Annotated in this window: 17 protein-coding genes; 8 read left to right on the top strand and 9 right to left on the bottom strand. The window is 63.2% G+C overall.

What is annotated here, in order from left to right; translation table 11 throughout:
• Positions 1–1,096 (bottom strand): YifB family Mg chelatase-like AAA ATPase (locus NZN28_RS10555; RefSeq protein WP_295397978.1); only part of this gene is annotated, 1,096 nt, incomplete at its 3' end.
• A 127-nt stretch (positions 1,097–1,223) separates the two neighbouring features.
• On the opposite strand from NZN28_RS10555, the gene NZN28_RS10560 reads away from it, so the two are divergent.
• From NZN28_RS10560 to NZN28_RS10570, 3 genes are all read left to right on the top strand, one after another.
• Entirely contained in the window at positions 1,224–1,508 is a 285-nt protein-coding gene (locus tag NZN28_RS10560) for a hypothetical protein (protein ID WP_295397979.1), read from the top strand.
• Positions 1,505–2,410: an ROK family protein gene (locus tag NZN28_RS10565; RefSeq protein WP_295397981.1), complete on the top strand. Its 906-nt coding sequence runs from the start codon at positions 1,505–1,507 to the stop codon at positions 2,408–2,410. The genes NZN28_RS10560 and NZN28_RS10565 overlap by 4 nt, the downstream gene beginning before the upstream one ends.
• A gap of 230 nt (positions 2,411–2,640) precedes the next feature.
• Positions 2,641–2,904, top strand: a complete 264-nt coding sequence (locus tag NZN28_RS10570) for a glutaredoxin family protein (RefSeq protein ID WP_295397983.1) — start codon at positions 2,641–2,643, stop codon at positions 2,902–2,904.
• A 179-nt stretch (positions 2,905–3,083) separates the two neighbouring features.
• Here the strand turns inward: NZN28_RS10570 and NZN28_RS10575 are convergent, their stop codons facing one another.
• Positions 3,084–4,925 carry a transcriptional regulator gene (locus NZN28_RS10575; RefSeq protein WP_295397985.1) on the bottom strand — a complete coding sequence of 614 codons (1,842 nt, stop codon included), beginning with the start codon at positions 4,923–4,925 and terminating at the stop codon, positions 3,084–3,086.
• Between the two features lie 687 nt (positions 4,926–5,612).
• On the opposite strand from NZN28_RS10575, the gene NZN28_RS10580 reads away from it, so the two are divergent.
• The 3 genes from NZN28_RS10580 to NZN28_RS10590 all read left to right on the top strand — a co-directional run bounded on the left by NZN28_RS10580 (position 5,613) and on the right by NZN28_RS10590 (position 8,598).
• On the top strand, positions 5,613–6,401 hold the full coding sequence (locus tag NZN28_RS10580; RefSeq protein ID WP_295397987.1) for a hypothetical protein: 789 nt from the start codon (positions 5,613–5,615) through the stop codon (positions 6,399–6,401).
• A gap of 301 nt (positions 6,402–6,702) precedes the next feature.
• Positions 6,703–7,905: an adenylosuccinate synthase gene (locus NZN28_RS10585; RefSeq protein WP_295397989.1), complete on the top strand. Its 1,203-nt coding sequence runs from the start codon at positions 6,703–6,705 to the stop codon at positions 7,903–7,905.
• A gap of 75 nt (positions 7,906–7,980) precedes the next feature.
• The gene (locus NZN28_RS10590; protein WP_295397991.1) at positions 7,981–8,598 is read left to right on the top strand and encodes a hypothetical protein; all 618 of its coding nucleotides are present in this window, start codon (positions 7,981–7,983) and stop codon (positions 8,596–8,598) included.
• 4 nt (positions 8,599–8,602) lie between these two features.
• Here the strand turns inward: NZN28_RS10590 and NZN28_RS10595 are convergent, their stop codons facing one another.
• From NZN28_RS10595 to ald, 6 genes are all read right to left on the bottom strand, one after another.
• Positions 8,603–9,730, bottom strand: a complete 1,128-nt coding sequence (locus NZN28_RS10595) for an ABC transporter permease (protein WP_295397993.1) — start codon at positions 9,728–9,730, stop codon at positions 8,603–8,605.
• 155 nt (positions 9,731–9,885) lie between these two features.
• Complete coding sequence (locus tag NZN28_RS10600) at positions 9,886–10,323, bottom strand: hypothetical protein (RefSeq protein WP_295397995.1); 438 nt, start codon at positions 10,321–10,323, stop codon at positions 9,886–9,888.
• Between the two features lie 369 nt (positions 10,324–10,692).
• Positions 10,693–12,291, bottom strand: a complete 1,599-nt coding sequence (locus NZN28_RS10605) for a DAK2 domain-containing protein (RefSeq protein ID WP_295397997.1) — start codon at positions 12,289–12,291, stop codon at positions 10,693–10,695.
• The gene (locus tag NZN28_RS10610; protein ID WP_295397998.1) at positions 12,284–12,625 is read right to left on the bottom strand and encodes an Asp23/Gls24 family envelope stress response protein; all 342 of its coding nucleotides are present in this window, start codon (positions 12,623–12,625) and stop codon (positions 12,284–12,286) included. Before NZN28_RS10610 ends, NZN28_RS10605 begins: the two co-directional genes overlap by 8 nt.
• Positions 12,626–12,763: 138 nt before the next feature.
• Positions 12,764–13,435, bottom strand: a complete 672-nt coding sequence (locus NZN28_RS10615; RefSeq protein ID WP_295398000.1) for a DUF3108 domain-containing protein — start codon at positions 13,433–13,435, stop codon at positions 12,764–12,766.
• Between the two features lie 82 nt (positions 13,436–13,517).
• Positions 13,518–14,621, bottom strand: a complete 1,104-nt coding sequence (ald, locus tag NZN28_RS10620; RefSeq protein ID WP_295398002.1) for an alanine dehydrogenase — start codon at positions 14,619–14,621, stop codon at positions 13,518–13,520.
• A gap of 101 nt (positions 14,622–14,722) precedes the next feature.
• Between ald and NZN28_RS10625 the strand changes: the two genes are divergently transcribed.
• Positions 14,723–15,181, top strand: coding sequence for an Lrp/AsnC family transcriptional regulator (locus tag NZN28_RS10625; protein WP_295398003.1), 459 nt, complete (start codon positions 14,723–14,725; stop codon positions 15,179–15,181).
• 438 nt (positions 15,182–15,619) lie between these two features.
• Here NZN28_RS10625 and truB read toward each other — a convergent pair whose 3' ends face one another.
• Positions 15,620–16,549 (bottom strand): tRNA pseudouridine(55) synthase TruB, encoded by a 930-nt coding sequence (gene truB, locus NZN28_RS10630; RefSeq protein WP_295398005.1) that lies wholly within the window; start codon positions 16,547–16,549, stop codon positions 15,620–15,622.
• A gap of 311 nt (positions 16,550–16,860) precedes the next feature.
• Here truB and NZN28_RS10635 point away from each other — a divergent pair.
• Positions 16,861–17,371 (top strand): GMC family oxidoreductase (locus tag NZN28_RS10635; RefSeq protein WP_295398007.1); only part of this gene is annotated, 511 nt, incomplete at its 3' end.

Genomic DNA, 17,371 nt, shown 5'->3' on the forward strand with positions numbered 1-17,371 from the left:
TGCGCTGGACCGGGGTGCAGCTACAGGGTTTTTCCGGGTCGCCGTACCAGCCGCAGGGGCAGGGGTTCATGGCCGCCACCAGCAGAAACCGCGCGGGGTAGGTGAAGCTGGCCCGGGCCCGCGAGATGGTGACCACCCCGTCCTCCAGCGGCTGGCGGAGCACCTCCAGCGCATCGCGGGAGAACTCGGGGAACTCGTCGAGGAACAAGACCCCCCGGTGGGCCAGGGAGATTTCGCCGGGCTTGGGGATGGTACCCCCGCCAATCAGGCCGGCGTCCGAGACGGTGTGGTGGGGGCTGCGGAAGGGCGGGGTTTTGATGAGGCCCCGCATGAGCCGCCCGGCGGCGGAGTGGATGCGGGTGGCCTCGAGCGCCTCCTCCGCAGCTAAAGGCGGCAGCAGCCCCGGCAGGCGCTTGGCCAGCATGGTTTTTCCAGAGCCGGGGCTCCCGCTCATCAGGAGGTGATGCCCCCCGGCGGCGGCAATCTCCAAAGCCCGCTTGGCCTTGGCCTGGCCCTTCACGTCAAGCAGGTCGAGGCTGGTTTCCAGACCCTCCAACCCCTCACTCGAGCGGGTGGCGGGCAGATCTTCCTCTCCCACCAAGAAACGTACCAGTTGTGCCAGATGGGTCGCCCCAAAAACCTGCACCCCCTCGATCAGGGCCGCCTCCTCGGCGGAGGCGTGGGGCATCAGGAGCTTATGGCCCTCTTGCAGGGCCCCCAGGGCCAGGTTCACCGCCCCCGGCACCGGGCGCAGCTCGCCGTCCAGGCCCAGTTCACCGGCCACCGCGTAGCCCCGAAGGGCCTCCATGGGCAGCACGCCGGTAGCGGCCAGCAGGCCCAGGGCGATGGGCAGGTCGTAATGGGTGCCTTCCTTGCGCAGCTCCGCCGGGGCCAGGTTGATCACGATGCGCCCCTGCGGATAGGGGAAACCCGCGTTCTTGAGGGCGGCCCGCACGCGCTCGCGCGACTCCTCCACGGCCTTGTCGGGCAGGCCCACCACCGCGTAGAAGGGCATCCCCTGCGAAACATCTACCTCCACCGTGATGGGCAGGGCCTCGAGGCCAAACAGACTGTAGGTTCGTACCTGCGCCAGCATAGCTACCGCCTTCTAGCTTAGCGGGCTTGTTTGTAAATCCCGGGTAATGCAGGAACCTCGAGTCCAAAAGTTTGGCCGATGCACGGTGTCGTAAACCCCTGGCCTGGGGCTGTTATGCTGTTAGCCAATGAACGACCCCAGCAAGGAAGAGGAACCCGTGCCCCGTCGTCTGATTGGGGAAATACCCTATGGGCTGCTTCTATCGGCGCCCAGGGTTGTTGCCGAGGGCATCCGGGCAAGGCTGGAAGAGCGGCGCATCCCGGTGTACCTCGAGACCCCTTTTACCGGCTTGGGTCTGCCCGAAGCCTACCTGGGCACCTACACCGGCGATGTGAGCCTCTGGGTGCCCGAGGCGCTCTGCACCGAAGCCATGTTGATCATCGAACGCGACCACCAAGGAGAGCCATCATGAGCGTAGTGGGGATAGACCTGGGCGGAACCAAAATTTTGGCAGGGGTGCTGCACGAAGGCGTCATTCAGGCCAGGGTCACGGTACCCACGCCGGAAGAGGGGGGGCGGGCGGTCATCGAGGCCATGGCCCAGGCCGCCCGGGCCGCCATGGACGCAGCAGGTGCTGGCCACGTCAAGGCCATTGGTCTGGGCACCCCCGGCCCGCTGGACTTCAAGCGGGGCCGCATCAAGTTTGCGCCCAACATCGCCAACTTCACCGATTTTCCCATAGTGGAGCTGCTCGAGGAGGCCACCGGCCACAAGGTCTACCTGGAAAACGACGCCAACGCTGCTGCCCTGGCCGAACACAAGCTGGGTGCAGCCCAGGGCGCCGAGAGCAGCCTCTTCATGACGGTCTCGACCGGGGTGGGGGGTGGCTTTGTGTGGGGCAACAAGGTGCTGCGGGGCGTGAATGGTCAGGGGGGCGAGATCGGGCACATCACCATGCAGCCGGGCGGCCCCCTGTGTGGCTGTGGGCTGGACGGCTGCCTCGAGGCGCTGGCCACCGGCCCGGCCATGGAGCGCATGGCCCTGGCCTCCTTCAAGCGCGAGATGGGCACCCGCGAGCTGTTTGCCCTGTTCCAGCAAGGCGACCCCAGGGCCAGCCGGATTGTGTTGCAGGCCGCAAGCTGGGTGGGCATTGCCCTGGCCTCGCTGGTCAAGTGCTACGACCCCGAGGTGGTGGTGCTGGGGGGTGGGGTGGCCCTCAATGCAGGCCCGGCTTACCTCGACGAGGTGATGCGTTCGTATCAGCGCTACATGGAAAACTGGATCGTCCCCCCCATCTACCTGGCCAAACTGGGCAGCGAGGCCGGGCTGCTGGGGGCGGCCCTGACGGCGGCCCTCGAGGTCGGCGAAGCCTAGAGCGCTCTTCACACATTTAGAGCCATTCGAGCATAAGAAAGCTTTGTCCTGGACAGAACCGTGGCGGCCTATCCAGGCGGCCACGTCTGTGAAGGGCGCGATAGTGACCGCGCGGTGAGACAGAGGGCACCCGGAAAGACGCAAGCGGCTGGAACGGGCCTTGGCAGAAGCCGCAGCGTTGTCAAAAGCACACAGTTGGGCCCACCGCCCGCGTACACTCACGCCTGGCTATGATTACCATGTACACCACCGCCTGGTGCCCCGACTGCCGCGCAACCAAACAGGCCCTTTCGGCCCTGGGCATACCATTTACCGAAGTGGACATCGAGCAGGACTCGAGCGCCGCCGAGCTGGTCATGCAGCTCAACCACGGCAAGCGCAGCGTGCCCACCCTGGTTTATGGCCGCCACGCCGCGTCCATGAGCCGCTTCTCCATCGCCAAGCTCAAGCGCTGGCTGCAAGAGGCGGGCCTCGCGGATTGCTGCCCGGCGTGACGCTGCTGAAGGCTATTTTCGGGCGCACCAACAGCTTTCAAGAAGACACCCGCTGAGAGTGGGTTGAAAGCCTCCAACTCCGGCCCCCTGCCACCGTGAAGGGTCAGGCAAGGATGGGATAAGACCCCCCCTTCAAGCAAAAACCGGGGCTCCACGCCCCAGTTTTCTTGTTGGAGGATTCAGTATTTCCTCGCGGCTTCTACCGCGCTACGAAAAAATTCGAATACCTCCACTTTTGGTGCGGACAGGGCCTGGGCTGCCGGGGCCACCCGGTAGGAGGTGGCCTCCAGGTCAATCAGGCAGCTCTCGGCGCTGCTGGTGAGGCGGATGCTGGCCCCAGCCGGAACCCTGAACCAGACGTCAAGTTCGTCTTGCAACGGCAGCAACAGGGCGTTGTCGGCCAGGGCGCCGGCCTGGATGCTGGGCAGGAAAATCACCCGGGCCTCTCGGGGCTCCTGGATTTCGAGCATGAGGGGCGCAGCGCGGCCCGAAATGCCGACCCCCAGGGGGTTTTCCACGTAGATGTGGCCTTTGAGGTGGAGCAGGGAGGCTTCGTCGTGGCTGGCCCACATGATGCCCGAGGTGGTGGCCTGTGAGGGGGTGCGTATCCAGCGCACATGGCGGCCATCTACCTCAAAGCCCTGTCCAAAGCGGGCCTCCTCGAGCAGCGCCAGCTCGCTGCCCCGGGCCATTTCACTCGTGCTGGGGCCCATCGGCAGGGTTTCGTTCATGCCCAGCCAGGCCTTGAGGCCGTAGCGGGTCCAGCCCGGCAGGCTATTGACAAAGCTGCCCCAGTCGGCGGTATCGCCGGCCATCAGGCGATGATAAGCCTCGGCCATGCGCTGTTCTTCCATGGCGCATTGCAGGGCCGCCTGGCGGTGGTACTGCTGGCGGCGCCCCGGTTGCAGTCCAAGGTACAAAACCCGGCGGCTGGCATCGTCGGCGAACTGCCACTGCCCGACATAGACCAGCCAGCCGCGGCGCTCGAGCTCGTCCAGATAGGGGGTGGCCTCGAGCGCATCCAGCAGGCCCTGGCTGTAGGGGCCGGGGTGCACCGAGAGCCGCTCGAGGGCCAGGCGGGCCTCCAGCGAGAGCATGCGGGCCTCGAGCTGCACCTGGGCCCGCACCCGCTGGGGCAGGGGTACATCGTTGCCGGTGTGGGGCACGGCCAGCAGCTCCCGCAGGTGGCCGGGCGAGCCGCCCGAGGCCAGGAACAGGCGGGCAGCCTGGGCAAAGGGCAGGTTAGAGAGCATCGAGGCGCGGGCCTCGGCCCAGGACAGGGGCGGCAGGGTGATGTAGCGGGTGCGTTCGGCAGGGTAGTGGCTGCGCAGCTCCAGGATCAGCTTGGGGTCTTCCCCGTAGGAAGAGCGCTCCACCACCCACAACCCGTCGCGGTCGGTCAGGATGCGCTCCATGGAAACATCGGTGTAGGGCGGGCGCAGGTAGTGCAGGGCCTTGCCGCCCCCCCGGGGGCCTTCCAAAAAAGGCATTCCCAGGGCTTTGGCCAGGGCCTGGGCAAAAGCCGTGCGGCCCGAACCGGGGCGGCCCATCAGAATCAGCACCGAGGGCAGGGTTATTTGCGAAGCCACCTCCTGCACCAGGCGCTCGCGTCCGACGGTTCCCGAGCTATTGGCCATGAGTTGCGAACGCTGGCCCTCGAGCCAGGCTCTAAACTCCACCGAAAGCTCCTCCAGTCCCTCCATGGGCGCCCCCGGGGCCGGGGTGCGGTCCAGCGAGACAAAGGGCGGGAGTTGCAAGGGGTCTTCGCCCGCTTTGAACAGGGTATAGCCCAGCGGGGCCAGGGCCTGGCTCAGGCGGTGCAGCTCCACCCGCAGGTTTTGCGAGGCGGCGCTGTGGCCCCAGAGCAGGTCGGCCAGCACTTCCCGCCGGGTGGCCCCTTCCAGGGCCAGGTAATACAGAATGGCCAGACCCTTGCGCTGAAGCTTTAGCTCGCGTCCTTGATACTCCAGGCGGGCCGGGCCCCATAGTTTGAGTTGGATCGGTCCTCCAGCTTTATTCATGCCTACACTCCTTGCAAGTTCCCCTGGGGCGTGGCCAAAGTCCCGGTGTGAATCCCTTGCTGGCAATGGCCGCGGTCTCGGCGGCGCGCAATCAGTGCATGGAGATATGCCGCCAGGTTTGATTGAGCCTGGGATAGCCTCCATAACCCCTGCCGGGAAACAGACACGGCCCGGTGAGGCTCTCCACCAGCTCGCGTCTTTTGTTCGTTACCTCCCTTTCTCAAAGCGTGAACTCCTTCGTTAACCCTCTCATGCAGGGTAACACGGTGAACCGGAATCCCGTGTTCAAAATGCACAACCCAGGTCACACCCCCCGTTTTGGGGGTATAGAAAGTGAAACAAACCACAGCCCCGCAGGCTGGCTGTGCAACCCAAGCGGAGACGACGAACCGCCATGCTTCCCGTATGGAGCAAAGCGCATAAGGAAGCCCATCTATGACGATGCCATCGGAAGGGCAGGCGGGCGAGGTGTGCCGATGGCTGGGGTTCGGCAGATGCTTACAGGCGAGCAAACCCCAGTGCAGCCACTCGACCCGCAACCCCAGGGTTTTTGGAGGTGAACACCTCTACAAATGCCTGCTGAACAACCTTTACGGCCTCGCTTGAAGGATGCTCTTCTTCCCCTTCGGCCAAGCCTGTGATGGGTAACCATGCCCCGGCAGCCCCACCATGAGACAATCGGCCCATATGAAGCCCTTTCCAGGTTTGATTCTGATGGCGTTGTTCGGCGCAGCTTTTGCTCAAAGCCCCTGGCCGCCCAGGCTCGAGACCGGCCAGGTCTGGAACCTCACCATCGAGGCCCAGGGCCAGCGCCTTGCCTGGAACGTGCGCCTGGGCATGGCCCAGAATGGCATCTTCGAGGCCCAGGCCCAGGGGGTGGACACCCGGGCCGCCCAGGTGGCCTACTTTGCCGAGACCCTGCCCGGCACCAGTTACAAAAACGTGCTGGTTTTCGATTTCAAGGCCCCTACAACGGCCTCGAGCGTTGCCTCGCCCTTTACCTGCCTCATCCAGCCGGACGGCAAGGGCACGGTGGCGCTGATTGGGCTGCCTTGCAGCGCCTCTTTGGGCAGCGCCAGCGCCGGTATCTCGGGCAGCGCCGGAGCCCCCATCTGGCTCAAGGAAGCCCGCCGGGAGCCGGTAGCAGGCCAGACCTGGCGCCTCGAGGCCTTCAACGTGGCCTGGAACCTCACCCTGAGCAAAGCCGAAAGCGACGGGTTCTCGGGCGGTGCCAAAATTGTGGAAAACCGCAGCGGCGATCTGCTTCCCACCGACTGGACCATGCGCCTCACCTATGTGGGCCGCACTTTGCGCATAGACATTTCCCTGGGACAGGGCCTCATCTCCTGCCTGCTAGACGAACAGTTCCAGAACGCCCTAGACGGCGTGCTGCGCGGCGAGGCCAACCTCTACAGCCAGGGCCAGCAGGGCAGCCGCGGCCAGAGCAGCTGCCGGGTGGTGCTGAACCCCCGGTAAAAGGGCCCAGCCAATCTTCCCCAGGAGGCAGACTCCTGGGGCTTGTTTTTTAGAGCGCTCTTCGCATATGGTGAGCCATTCGAGTTCGAGAAAGCCTGGTTCTGAACAGAACAGTGGCCGCCTGGAAACTCACCAACATGCGTCTCGGCCCAGACGCAACGCAGACAAGCGTGCCTCACCTCGGTGAGGCACGTCTCTTTGTCCCTTCTCGTTTTCGTGGGCGGCCACGTCTGTGAAGAGCACAATAGGAACCCGGGCAACGGGCTTTGCGCTTTCGGCCTTTGGCTTTAGGCTATATCTCGTGCCAGGAATTGCCATCATTGGAGCCCAGTGGGGCGACGAAGGAAAGGGCAAAGTAACCGATGCCCTCGCAGAAAACGCCGACTTTGTGGTGCGCTACCAGGGGGGGGCCAACGCCGGCCACACCGTGGTGGCCCAGGGCAAAACCTTCAAGCTCAATCTGCTGCCCACCGGGGTCATCCACCCCCAGGCCACCAACATCCTGGGCGACGGCATGGTGATAGATGCCTTCCGCTTTGCCGAAGAGATGGCCAGCATCCGCGCCGAGGGCTTGCAGCCCAGGGTGCTGGTCTCGGATAAAGCCCATCTGGTGCTCCCCCACCACAAGGCGGTGGAGGCCCGCAACAACTTCGTGGGCACCACCAAGCGGGGCATCGGGCCGGCCTACTCCGACCGAGCGCGGCGGGTGGGCATTCGGGCCGGCGATCTGCTGAACGAGGCCGTGCTGAAGGAGCGGGTCGAGACCCTGCTGACCGAAAAACCCAACTCGACCCGCGAGGCCGGCTGGGACACCCCCGCCAAAGCCCTGGCCGACCTCTCCAAAATGCGCGAGGTACTGGCCCCCCACATCACCGACACCGGAGCCCTGCTGCGCGAGGCCATCAAGCACGGCAAAAAGGTGCTCTTCGAGGGGGCCCAGGCCACCCTCCTCGACCTCAACTACGGCGACTACCCCTTCGTGACCAGCTCCCACCCCACCGTGGGCGGCATCATAGTGGGCACCGGCGTCAACCACAAGGCCATCAACAAGGTGTATGGGGTGGCCAAAGCCTATGCTACTCGAGTGGGCAACGGCCCCTTCCCCACCGAACTCCACGGCGAAGAGGACGAGTTTTTGCGCCAGAAGGGGGGCGAGTTTGGCGTGACCACCGGGCGGGCAAGGCGCACCGGCTGGCTTGATCTGGTGCTGCTCAAGTATGCCTGCGAGGTGAACGGCTTTGATGGGCTGGTCATTACCAAGCTGGACGTGCTCTCGGGCTTCCCCACCGTGAAAGTGGGCCTCGAGCACCTTCCCGATGGCCGCGTGAAGTACGCGGAAATCCCCGGCTGGGGCGACCTCTCGGGCATCGGGAACCGCGAGCAGTTGCCCGAGAGCGTCAAGCGCTTCATCGAGCTGATCGAGGACTACACCCAGACCCCGGTGGTGATGTTCTCCACCAGCCCGCGCCGGGAGGATACCTTTGGGGCGGTGAGCTGGGTGTAGGTGATTAGGAGATTTCTGTTCTCTTGATTATCGCGATAAATATTCAGCATTTACTTTTGCAAATAAAATCTGATTATGAACGTCTTAGAGGTAGTTGTTTCATTTCTTGGAGTTTGTCTTGGGGCTTATCTGGGAGTATATCTACAGTATTCTAGGCAAACAAACTATACGCGAGATTGGTTGATTGCTTACTACAAAAATCGTCCGAATCGCAAAAGGTCTGAAGACGTAATACCCGTGAAAAATCATATAGATAATGTTATCCAAACTATTGACAATGTTGTGGCGCAAGGTGCAATAAGCCTAAACGATTGGGTGGTCTTAACTGACTTAATTCCGATAATCACAGCTGAATCTACTCAACTGCAAGAGGTTCAGCTGAGAAGTGTAGGCATCTTGCCAAATGAAGTCTTCGTTGGCTCAAACCGGGTCATCCGGGCTAACAATATACTCTCCCATCACATACAAATCTGTCATCACTATAGGGAATCCGTCCTGCTACCACACGCTTTGAATGCGCCAGCGCAAGCTACCCCAGTAAGTATTGCTCATATCTCATCCATTTCGCGATATAAAGCCATGTTAGAAGGACTCCTCGACGCAGTGCAACAACTAGAAGAGGCTGAAGAGGAACTTTCTTATGCTCTTTACAAGTGGCGTCCTCGTGATTTCCCAAAAGACCTGAAAGACTGATTCGTTATCGCAGCACCTCCCCCGGCTTGATCCGCAAGGCCCGCCAGAGGGGCAGCAACGAGGCCAGCATCACCACCAGCAGGCTGAAGCAGGAGACCCACACGAAGTCGGAGGTTTTGATGTCCACCGGCAGGCGGGTCAGAAAATAGAGCTCGCCGGGAATCTCCACCGGGCGCCAGCGGAAGTAGCTCGACAGGCCAAATCCCAAAAGGTTGCCCATCAGAATGCCCAGCGCCCCCAAAACAAGGCCCTGCAAGGCAAACACCCCGGCCACCTGGGCGCTCCCGGCCCCCATCACCCGCAACAGGGCGATGTCCGGGGTTTTTTCGATCACCGTGAGCACCAGCACGCTGGCCATGCCCAGGGCTGCCACCACCACAATCAGGAAGACCACAATTCCAATCACCCGCTTTTGCAGGGCCAGTTGTTCAATAAGGGTTCGGTTGCTGGACTGCCAGGTCTGGGGGAAGTAGTGCCGCCCGGCCAGGGCCATCCCCACCTCGGGGGCTTTGTCGGGGTCGCGCAGGCGGAACTGGTAGCCCGAAAGGGCGCTGGGCTGCTCCAGGAGTTCGCGGGTGTCGGCCAGGGTGGTGAAGGCAAAGCCGGCGTCGAGCAGGTAGTTGCCGGTCTGGAAGGTGGCGACCACCTCGAGCTGAATCCGCTTCTGGTTAATCGAAACCAGGAACAGCTTATCGCCCGGATAAGCCCCCAGGCTGCGGGCCAGCGCGCTGCCCAAAACGATGCTGCCCTCCCTGAGCCGGGACAGGTCGAGGTCGGGGTAAACGGCCTGCCCGCCCTCCCCCAGGCCTATCAGGGTGGCAAAGTCGGCCCCAGCCGAGCGGCCCGCCTCGGCCCGGCGGGTCAGCAGGGCCTTGGTCAGCAGGACCGGGGCCTGCCCGACAACCTCCGGGTGGGCGGGCGGAGCGGGGCTATTCTCGGGGTTCAGGCTCTGCAAATAGAGGTGGGGCACCGCCTTGAGGGTGGCCTCAACCAGCCCCCGGATGAAGCCGTTGGTCAGCGATAGGGCGGTGGTGAGCACCATGATGCCCACCGCCACCCCCAGGAGCGTAATCAGGCTCTGGGTGCGGCGATAGCGCAACTGGCGCAGGGCGAGAAACCAGACAAAGCGCATAGGGCCAGGGGTCGGGGGCCAGCACCAGGCCAACCACCCATGGAAATCAGGCTGCTGCCTCGAGGCCGAAGTGCCTGGGAAGCGAGCCCAAGCATGGTGGGAAGGCCCCAGCAACCAGGAGCCTGGGGACGCCAGGCCCGTGCCACCAGACTACTTTACCCTCGCCCGCGCTGAATCACCGTGACCCGAAGGTTGCGTACCCCGAAGCGGATGGCCGTGCTGCGGTCGGGCAGCCACACATCCAGGCGCTCCCGTTTACGGGGGTGCATGGTGTCCTCTACAACAAAAACCCGCCCCTGGAGCAGGTAGTTGAAGCGCCCCTTGCCCACCCCGGCGGAGGTGCCCAGGTCTTCGAGCAAGACTTTAGAGCCATAGGGCAGTTCGCGCAGCATATCGCGGCTGACCGCGATGATGCCGATGCGGGTGCGCGCCCCGGTGGCGGTGATGAAAGGTGTGCTGTCGGTCTCACGCACCGAGGAGGTGTAGGCCGTGGCCTTCAGGATCATCACCCGAGGGGCCTGGGCCCAGCTCAATCCGAACACTGCAATGAGCAGGATCAGACTCGGAATGCGGAGGTGGAATAGCCGTTCCATACCTCCTCGAGGGTAGGGGGGGTGTTCTCAGGTTCTCTTAGAAAAAGGCGTCACGTCTCTCATTTACTTGTGAGCCTTAACCTGAGCAACACCCAGCTCTTTTTACTTTTATTTGCCAGACAGGGTTTACCTGTGACTTGGTTTTATGAGTCCAAGCTAAAGTGTTTCTTGAGGTTTCTCATCTTAGCCATGAAGGCTCCCTGACATATTTCATGGGCTGGTATACCAGATTTATCTCGTGCTGGACGGGTTTTATCCGGAACAAATCGGCAGGCTTGCATTACGCCTCTGGCGAACATAAGTAACGCTGCCGCGAAACGCACTGCCGGATCTGAACATCCGACCCCGCCCAGGCCGGTGGGTTCGCAACTACTCCAGCACAGCAAGGTAATCGTAGAGGTCGGGCCCCCCGGGGTGAATCTCAAGGCTCAAGTCCGGGAAAGCCTGGGCTATGCGGGCCCCCAGGGTGCCCAGCGTCTCTTTGGGCACCGTGGGGCCGTGGAAAATGGTCAGTATTTCGTACTCCCGATCCTGGGAGGCCAGTTGAATCATGTTGAGCAGGGCCTCCTCAGGGGTGTCGGCGGCCAGGGCCAGTTTGTCGTCCCTGAGCCCAATCGGCTGGCCCTCGGTCACGCTAACCCCCCCAATCTCCACGCTGCGGCTGGCCCGGGTGACCTCGAGGGTGGCCGCCTGCCTGGAGGCCTCCTCCATCTCCGGGAGCAGCTCACTGGCTGAGAGTTCGGCCTGGTAGCGCACGCTGGCCGCCAGCCCCTGGCCCATGGTGCGCGTGGGAATCACGTGCACGGTCTTGCCCTCGGCCAGGCCCGCCGCTTGCTGGGCCGACATGATTACGTTGCCGTTGTTGGGCAGCACAATCACCTCGGGGTTGGGCAGGCTTTTGATGGCGTCCAGGATGTCCTGCACGCTGGGGTTGGCGGTCTGGCCCCCAGCCACCACGCGGGCTCCGAAGCCCCGGAACGCCTTGACCAGCCCCCAGCCGTTGGCCACCACAACCAGACCGGTGGGCGGAGGGGCCTCGTCGGCGGCCCCGGCCATGGAGAGGATTTCGGTGTGCTGCTGCGACATGTCCTCAACCTTGGTGCGCACCATCCGGCCATAGCGGGCCACACGGGCCAGCAGGCCGTCGGGGTCGTTGGTGTGGATGTGGCCCTTGACGTAGCCCTCGGCCCCCACCACCAGCAAGGAGTCGCCAAAAGACGACACCGCCTCGCGGATTTTTTCAATCGGCTCGGCCACCCCTTCCATCAGGAACTCGGTGCAGTAGCCGAACTCTTCTTCCTCGAAAGCGGTCTGGGCGTACCTTTCGATTTTGGGCGGTTCGGGCAGGGGCAAACCCCTGAGGTAGCCCTCGAGGCCCTCCACGAAGCGCAACAGGCCTACCCCGCCCGCATCCACCACCCCGGCCTGTTTGAGCACCGGCAGCAGCTCGGGGGTACGGTCGGAGGCCTCGCGGCCCTTCTGCAGGGCCCCTTGCAACACCGCCTCGAGGCTCGCCGCCCCCTCTGCAACGGCCTGCCGGGCCCCCTCGGCAACCCCGCGCGAGACCGTCAGGATGGTGCCTTCCACAGGCTTCATCACCGCCTTGTAGCCCATGCGAGAACCTTCCTCGAGGGCCCTGGCCAAAAGCTCGGGGGTCACCGCCCGGGCCTCCTTGATGGTCTCGGCAAAGCCCTTGAGAATCTGCGAGGTAATAACCCCTGAGTTGCCCCGCGCGCCCAGCAGCGAACCATAGCTGATGGCCCGCGCCACCTCGCTCATCTTGCTGGTGTCGGCCAGGTCGAGTTCGCGTCGCACCGACTGCAAGGTAAGGTGCATGTTGGTACCGGTGTCGCCGTCGGGCACCGGGTACACGTTCAGGGCGTTGGCCTCCTCGACGTAAACGGCAAACCAGTCGGTTGCATAACGAAAAGCCCCGGCCAGCTCGGCAGGCGAAAGGGCCTCAGCCACGGCTCACCCCCACCACGTGAATGCGCACGGTGGAAAGCTCGACCCCTGCCAGGCTTTTGGCTGCCCACTGCACCCGCTCCCCGATGCTATCCACCACGGTGGGAATGCGGGCGCCAAACGCCAGCACCACATACAAATCGGCCTGATACTTTCCGGCGGCGCCCGGGTCGGGCTTGACCACCACCCCCTCGCTGGCCTCGCTTCTGCCCAGGATGCGGCTGATGGATTCGCGGATACCAGCCGGACTCATCCCGAGCACACCCGGCACTTCATGCGCAGCCAGGCCCAGAATGGCGGCCAGCGCGCTTTCGGTTACGGTAATGTTCCCTTTCAAAACAGGCCTCCAGATTTGCACTTTTCAACCCCACCCGCCTATTCGGCGAAAAAATTTTACCCGGGGTTGATTTGAGCCCTTATGGGGCAACTATAACGCACCCCCAGCCAGTTTCCAAGTTTTTGCATTGCGGGCCCCCTAGCGCCCGTTGAGGCTTTCAATCAGGGTGGCTTCCAGGCGGCCAAAGTCGCGCCCAAAGATGAGGCGAACCGGGGTGCGGCGAGCGTCCAGGCGATACCAGACCTCCACCAGCAAGTCTTCGCGGGCAAAGCGGTAGCCCACCAGGCCGTTGCCGCTTAGAAGCTCGAGCCGGCCCTCGGCCAGCCTGGGATAATCCACCGCACGAATCAGACGGGTTTCGGGACGAAGGCGCAAATAATAGACCAGCGAGACCTGATCCATCACCTCTTCACTGGCGCTGCTCCAACCCGACTGCTTGCCATCGGGGTAAATCACCCGGGCCCGGGAGCCGCTGTTCTCCTGGCGCTCGAAAATGAGCCGGGTGGTGCCCTTGAAGGGCTCGGTCAGGGTTTGCCAGAAGCGGTCGGTGAAGAAGTCGAAACCGACCTGGCTCTCCGCCTCGAGGCCATAGCCGACCGCCTGGGCCAGTCCGGTGGGCTCGAGTTTCAGGCGAAAGCGCCAGCCGCCCTCAATCGGGTCGGCGCTGAGGTAGAGCCTCCCTACCCCAATCCCCTGCCAGGCCAGGTGGTAGACCAGCCGTTCGCCAGGCACCCAGGGCACACCCTGCGCCAGGGCCAGCGGGCCAACCCCTACCAGCATCCACAGCAAAAACCACCCTCCGCGCCACATGGCCTGGCCTCCCCTCCAGGGTACCGCAAGCGCAGAGGAGGTTTTGGTCAGAGGGGCGCCTCTACTGCACAGCCCAGAAGCATCACAGCACGGCTTTAGGCTCGGTGTAGGGCATTCCGAAGGCTTCCGCCACCCCCAAGCAGGTCAGCTTGCCCTGGTGGGTGTTGAGGCCCAGCATCAGGGCGGGGTCTTCGTGCAGGGCGTCCAGGCCCTTTTCGGCCAGTTTGAGCAGGTAGGGCAGGGTCTGGTTGGTGAGGGCAAAGGTCGAGGTGCGCGGCACCGCACCCGGCATGTTGGCCACGCCGTAGTGCACCACCCCATCCACCACGTAGGTGGGGTTGGCGTGGGTGGTGGGGTGGATGGTCTCCACACAACCCCCCTGGTCTACCGCCACATCCACAATCACCGAGGCTTCTTTCATGGTCGAAAGCATCTCGCGGGTGACCAGCTTGGGGGCTTTGGCACCGGGAATCAGCACCGCCCCAATCAACAGGTCGGCGTGGCGAATGGAGGCTGCAATGTTGGCCTCGGTGGACGAGAGGGTAATCACCCGCCCCCCAAACACATCGTCGAGGTACTGCATCCGGGCCTTGCTCACATCCAGGATGGTGACCTGAGCGCCCATGCCCAGGGCGATTTTGGCAGCGTTGGTGCCCACGATACCCCCCCCGATGATCACCACGCTGGCCGGCGCCACCCCCGGCACGCCCCCCAAGAGCACCCCGCGCCCACCGTGGGGCTTCTCCAGCGCCGCTGCCCCCACCTGCGGGGCCATGCGCCCGGCCACCTCGCTCATGGGCAGCAGCAAGGGCAGCGAGCCGTCCTCGAGCTGCACCGTTTCGTAGGCGATGCCGGTCGTACCGCCCTCGAGCAAGGCCCGGGTCAGCGCCTCGTCGGCGGCCAGGTGCAAATAGGTGAAGAGAATAAGCCCTTTACGCAGGTACTTGTACTCTTCGGCAATGGGTTCCTTGACCTTGACCACCAGGTCGGCGGCCCAGGCCTCCGGGGCGCTCACAATTTCGGCCCCGGCTTTTTGATACTCGGCGTCGGATATGCCCGAGCCCACCCCGGCGCTCTGCTGCACCAGAACCCTGTGCCCCCGCCGAACCAGGCTGGTCACGCCCCCCGGGGTGAGGGCCACCCGGTTCTCGAGTGTCTTGATCTCTTTGGGTACACCAATCACCATAGCAACCTCCTGTTTTTCCCCAAGCCTAGGGGGATTCCGGCCCAAATGAAAGCGGCAAAATAAAAGCAAAACGTTGATTGGCTTTACAAACTTAAGCCATAATGCTCTTTGTGGCTTCCAAACTGCTCGATCAGGCCAATATCGCCATTCTGAACGAACTGCAAAAGGACGGCAGGCTCTCCTACCGTGAGCTAGGCCGTCGGGTGGGGCTCTCGACCCCCGCGGTGACGGAACGGGTGCGCCGCCTGGAAGACGCCGGCATCATTGCCGGGTATGGCGCGCGGGTCAATCCGGGCGCGCTGGGCTACACCATCACCGCCCTAATCGAGGTAGCCACCCCGCCGGGGCGCTACCAGCAGATGCTCGAGTTTGCCCGGGCCACCCCTGCGGTGCGCGAATGCTATTTTGTGACCGGCGAAGCGTCTTTTGTGACCAAGGTCATCACAACCTCGGTCGAGCATCTGCAAGACCTCATCCAGCAGCTCGGCTTCTACGGCAGCACCCGCACTTCGGTGGTCCTTTCACAGCCCATCATCAAAGAGACCCTCGAGGTTGGTTGAATACAACGGGCCGGTTAGACCCGCTTCAGGCATACAAGCAGCTTTCAAGAATACACAAGGTGGGGGTCTCCCACACCTGCCCCTACGTCCTGCCTCACTGCTTCGTATGCAAAGGGTTCGCGTAAGGTTGGTATTACCACACTGTCGCATGCAAGCCCGTACATCCACACCCACACGGTGAGCGATTTTGAGCGCTCTTCACATATTTAGAGCCATTCGACTGTAAGAAAGCTTTGTCCTGGACAGAACAGGCGCGATCAGTCAGTCCTGGCCTGGACTCGCTCTCCCCCCAGGTGGGGTTGCCGACCTGGCCCTTCATGCAAGAGCAGATGGGGGGTCTTGTGCCCCCCCAAACCCTCTTTGGGCGATAGGGAGTGGCTTGAGAGCTATCAGTCTTGGGAATCTGTGGGCGTTTATAAGTATCTTTGGGGCTGCGCATTACTCCTTGAACACCCGCTTGATGCGCAGCTTGAAGCCATCCCCCTCGGCCATCGCCACCAGGCGGCGCTTGGGGCCGACCAGCGCGACCAGTCCCCTGGCCGGGATGGGCAGCGGTACGCCCTCCATCACCCGCCTGGCCTCGGCCTGGGAGAGTTCCACGCTGGGACAGGAGAGGGCCTCGAGTTCGTCCAGGGTTTTCTTGATGTCCAGGTGTTCGATTTCCTGGGCCTGCTCGAGGCCAATCTTCCCCACCCTGGTTCGTATCAGGCCCGAGAGGAAGGCTTTGCTGCCGAGTCGTTCGCCGAGGTCTCGGGCAAACGAGCGCACATAGGTTCCAGGCCCCACCACCAGGCGAATGACGGCGGTGGGGTAGTCGCCCAGGGGCTTGGGCAGCTCTACCTTGCGGCCCCGCTGGGATAGCTGCCAACCCGCCGCCGCGTGGGCGATGCGGTATGCGATGGGGGCCGGGTCATATGAGAGGAGGGAAACCTCGTGGTAGCGAACCGGACGGGCCTCGAGCTTCAGCGCCTGTCCTTTTCGCGCGGCTTCGTAGGCTTTGACCCCGCCCACCTTCACCGCCGAGTAAGCCGGGGGCAGCTGCTCGGTCAGGGCCAAAAATGCGGGCAGGGCTGCTTCAATCTCGCGGCGGCTTGGACGCCGGGCGCTCTCTTCCAGAACGGGCCCTTCCGCGTCCAGGGTTTCAGTCGTGGCGCCAAACGAAACCCAGGCCAGGTACTCCTTGTTCTCGGCTGATAAAAACGGCACCAGTTTGGTGGAAACATCCGATGCCAGAATCAAGACCCCGGTGGCCAGCGGATCGAGGGTGCCGGTGTGGCCCACCCGCCGGGTGCCCAGCAGTTTACGGGCCATATCGACCACATCGTGCGAGGTGCGGCCCAGTGGTTTATTCACGGCAAATAAGGCCATGCCAGCGGATTTTACCTGTAAACCCCCCAAAGGGGTAGGCGCCGCGAGGGGCCGGGGGCCGGCAAAGCCACCGATGCAGACTATGGTTGGCCTCTAACGGCACAGGGGCCTGTTTGAGCCGATGACCCAATCAAGCCCGGCCAAGAAGGCGGGTTTCTCACCGATTCATCGGACGAGCCTTGGGCGATGCTCGAGCCAATGGGTTCTTGGCAGCTATGAGAACATACTACAAAACTTTTTGGACTAGGCACAACAGGCCAGATAAAGGTGCGCATGGCGTATTGATTGGGGCAAGACTAAAATGAATGCGAATGAGACAGGAATACGACTACGTCATCGTGGGGGCGGGGTCGGCAGGGTGTGTACTGGCCCATCGGCTGAGCGCCAGGCCCGACCTTAAGGTGCTGGTGCTCGAGGCCGGCGAGCCCGAGCAGGGCCTCTACCACAAGGCCCCCGCAGCCTTCCCCAAGCTCTTCAAGGGGCCTTCCGACTGGGCCTTCTACACAGAGCCGCAGGACGAGCTGAACGGGCGTGCGCTTTACTGGCCGCGCGGCAAGGGGCTGGGCGGCAGCAGCAGCATCAACGCCATGATTGTGATTCGCGGCAACCCCCGCGACTACGACGACTGGCAGCAGCCCGGGTGGTCGTTTGCCGAGGTGTTGCCCTATTTCAAGAAGCTCGAGACCCACCCCTTAGGCCCCTCCGCGTACCACGGCGACCAGGGCCCCCTGCACGTGGAGATACGCAAGTACACCAACCCCCTCACCCATGCTTTTATCGAGGCGGCCCAGCAGTGGGGCCTGCCGCGCAACGACGACTTCA

The organism is Meiothermus sp. (assembly GCF_025056915.1).
Classification (GTDB): Bacteria; Deinococcota; Deinococci; order Deinococcales; family Thermaceae; genus Meiothermus.

Bases quoted from the DNA above. Each gene is read 5' to 3' on its own strand.
- NZN28_RS10560 (WP_295397979.1), top strand. From the start codon at position 1,224: ATGAACGACCCCAGCAAGGAAGAGGAACCCGTGCCCCGTCGTCTGATT.
- NZN28_RS10565 (WP_295397981.1), top strand. From the start codon at position 1,505: ATGAGCGTAGTGGGGATAGACCTGGGCGGAACCAAAATTTTGGCAGGG.
- NZN28_RS10570 (WP_295397983.1), top strand. From the start codon at position 2,641: ATGATTACCATGTACACCACCGCCTGGTGCCCCGACTGCCGCGCAACC.
- NZN28_RS10575 (WP_295397985.1), bottom strand. From the start codon at position 4,925: ATGAATAAAGCTGGAGGACCGATCCAACTCAAACTATGGGGCCCGGCC.
- NZN28_RS10580 (WP_295397987.1), top strand. From the start codon at position 5,613: ATGAAGCCCTTTCCAGGTTTGATTCTGATGGCGTTGTTCGGCGCAGCT.
- NZN28_RS10590 (WP_295397991.1), top strand. From the start codon at position 7,981: ATGAACGTCTTAGAGGTAGTTGTTTCATTTCTTGGAGTTTGTCTTGGG.
- NZN28_RS10595 (WP_295397993.1), bottom strand. From the start codon at position 9,730: ATGCGCTTTGTCTGGTTTCTCGCCCTGCGCCAGTTGCGCTATCGCCGC.
- NZN28_RS10600 (WP_295397995.1), bottom strand. From the start codon at position 10,323: ATGGAACGGCTATTCCACCTCCGCATTCCGAGTCTGATCCTGCTCATT.
- NZN28_RS10615 (WP_295398000.1), bottom strand. From the start codon at position 13,435: ATGTGGCGCGGAGGGTGGTTTTTGCTGTGGATGCTGGTAGGGGTTGGC.
- ald (WP_295398002.1), bottom strand. From the start codon at position 14,621: ATGGTGATTGGTGTACCCAAAGAGATCAAGACACTCGAGAACCGGGTG.
- NZN28_RS10625 (WP_295398003.1), top strand. From the start codon at position 14,723: ATGCTCTTTGTGGCTTCCAAACTGCTCGATCAGGCCAATATCGCCATT.
- truB (WP_295398005.1), bottom strand. From the start codon at position 16,549: ATGGCCTTATTTGCCGTGAATAAACCACTGGGCCGCACCTCGCACGAT.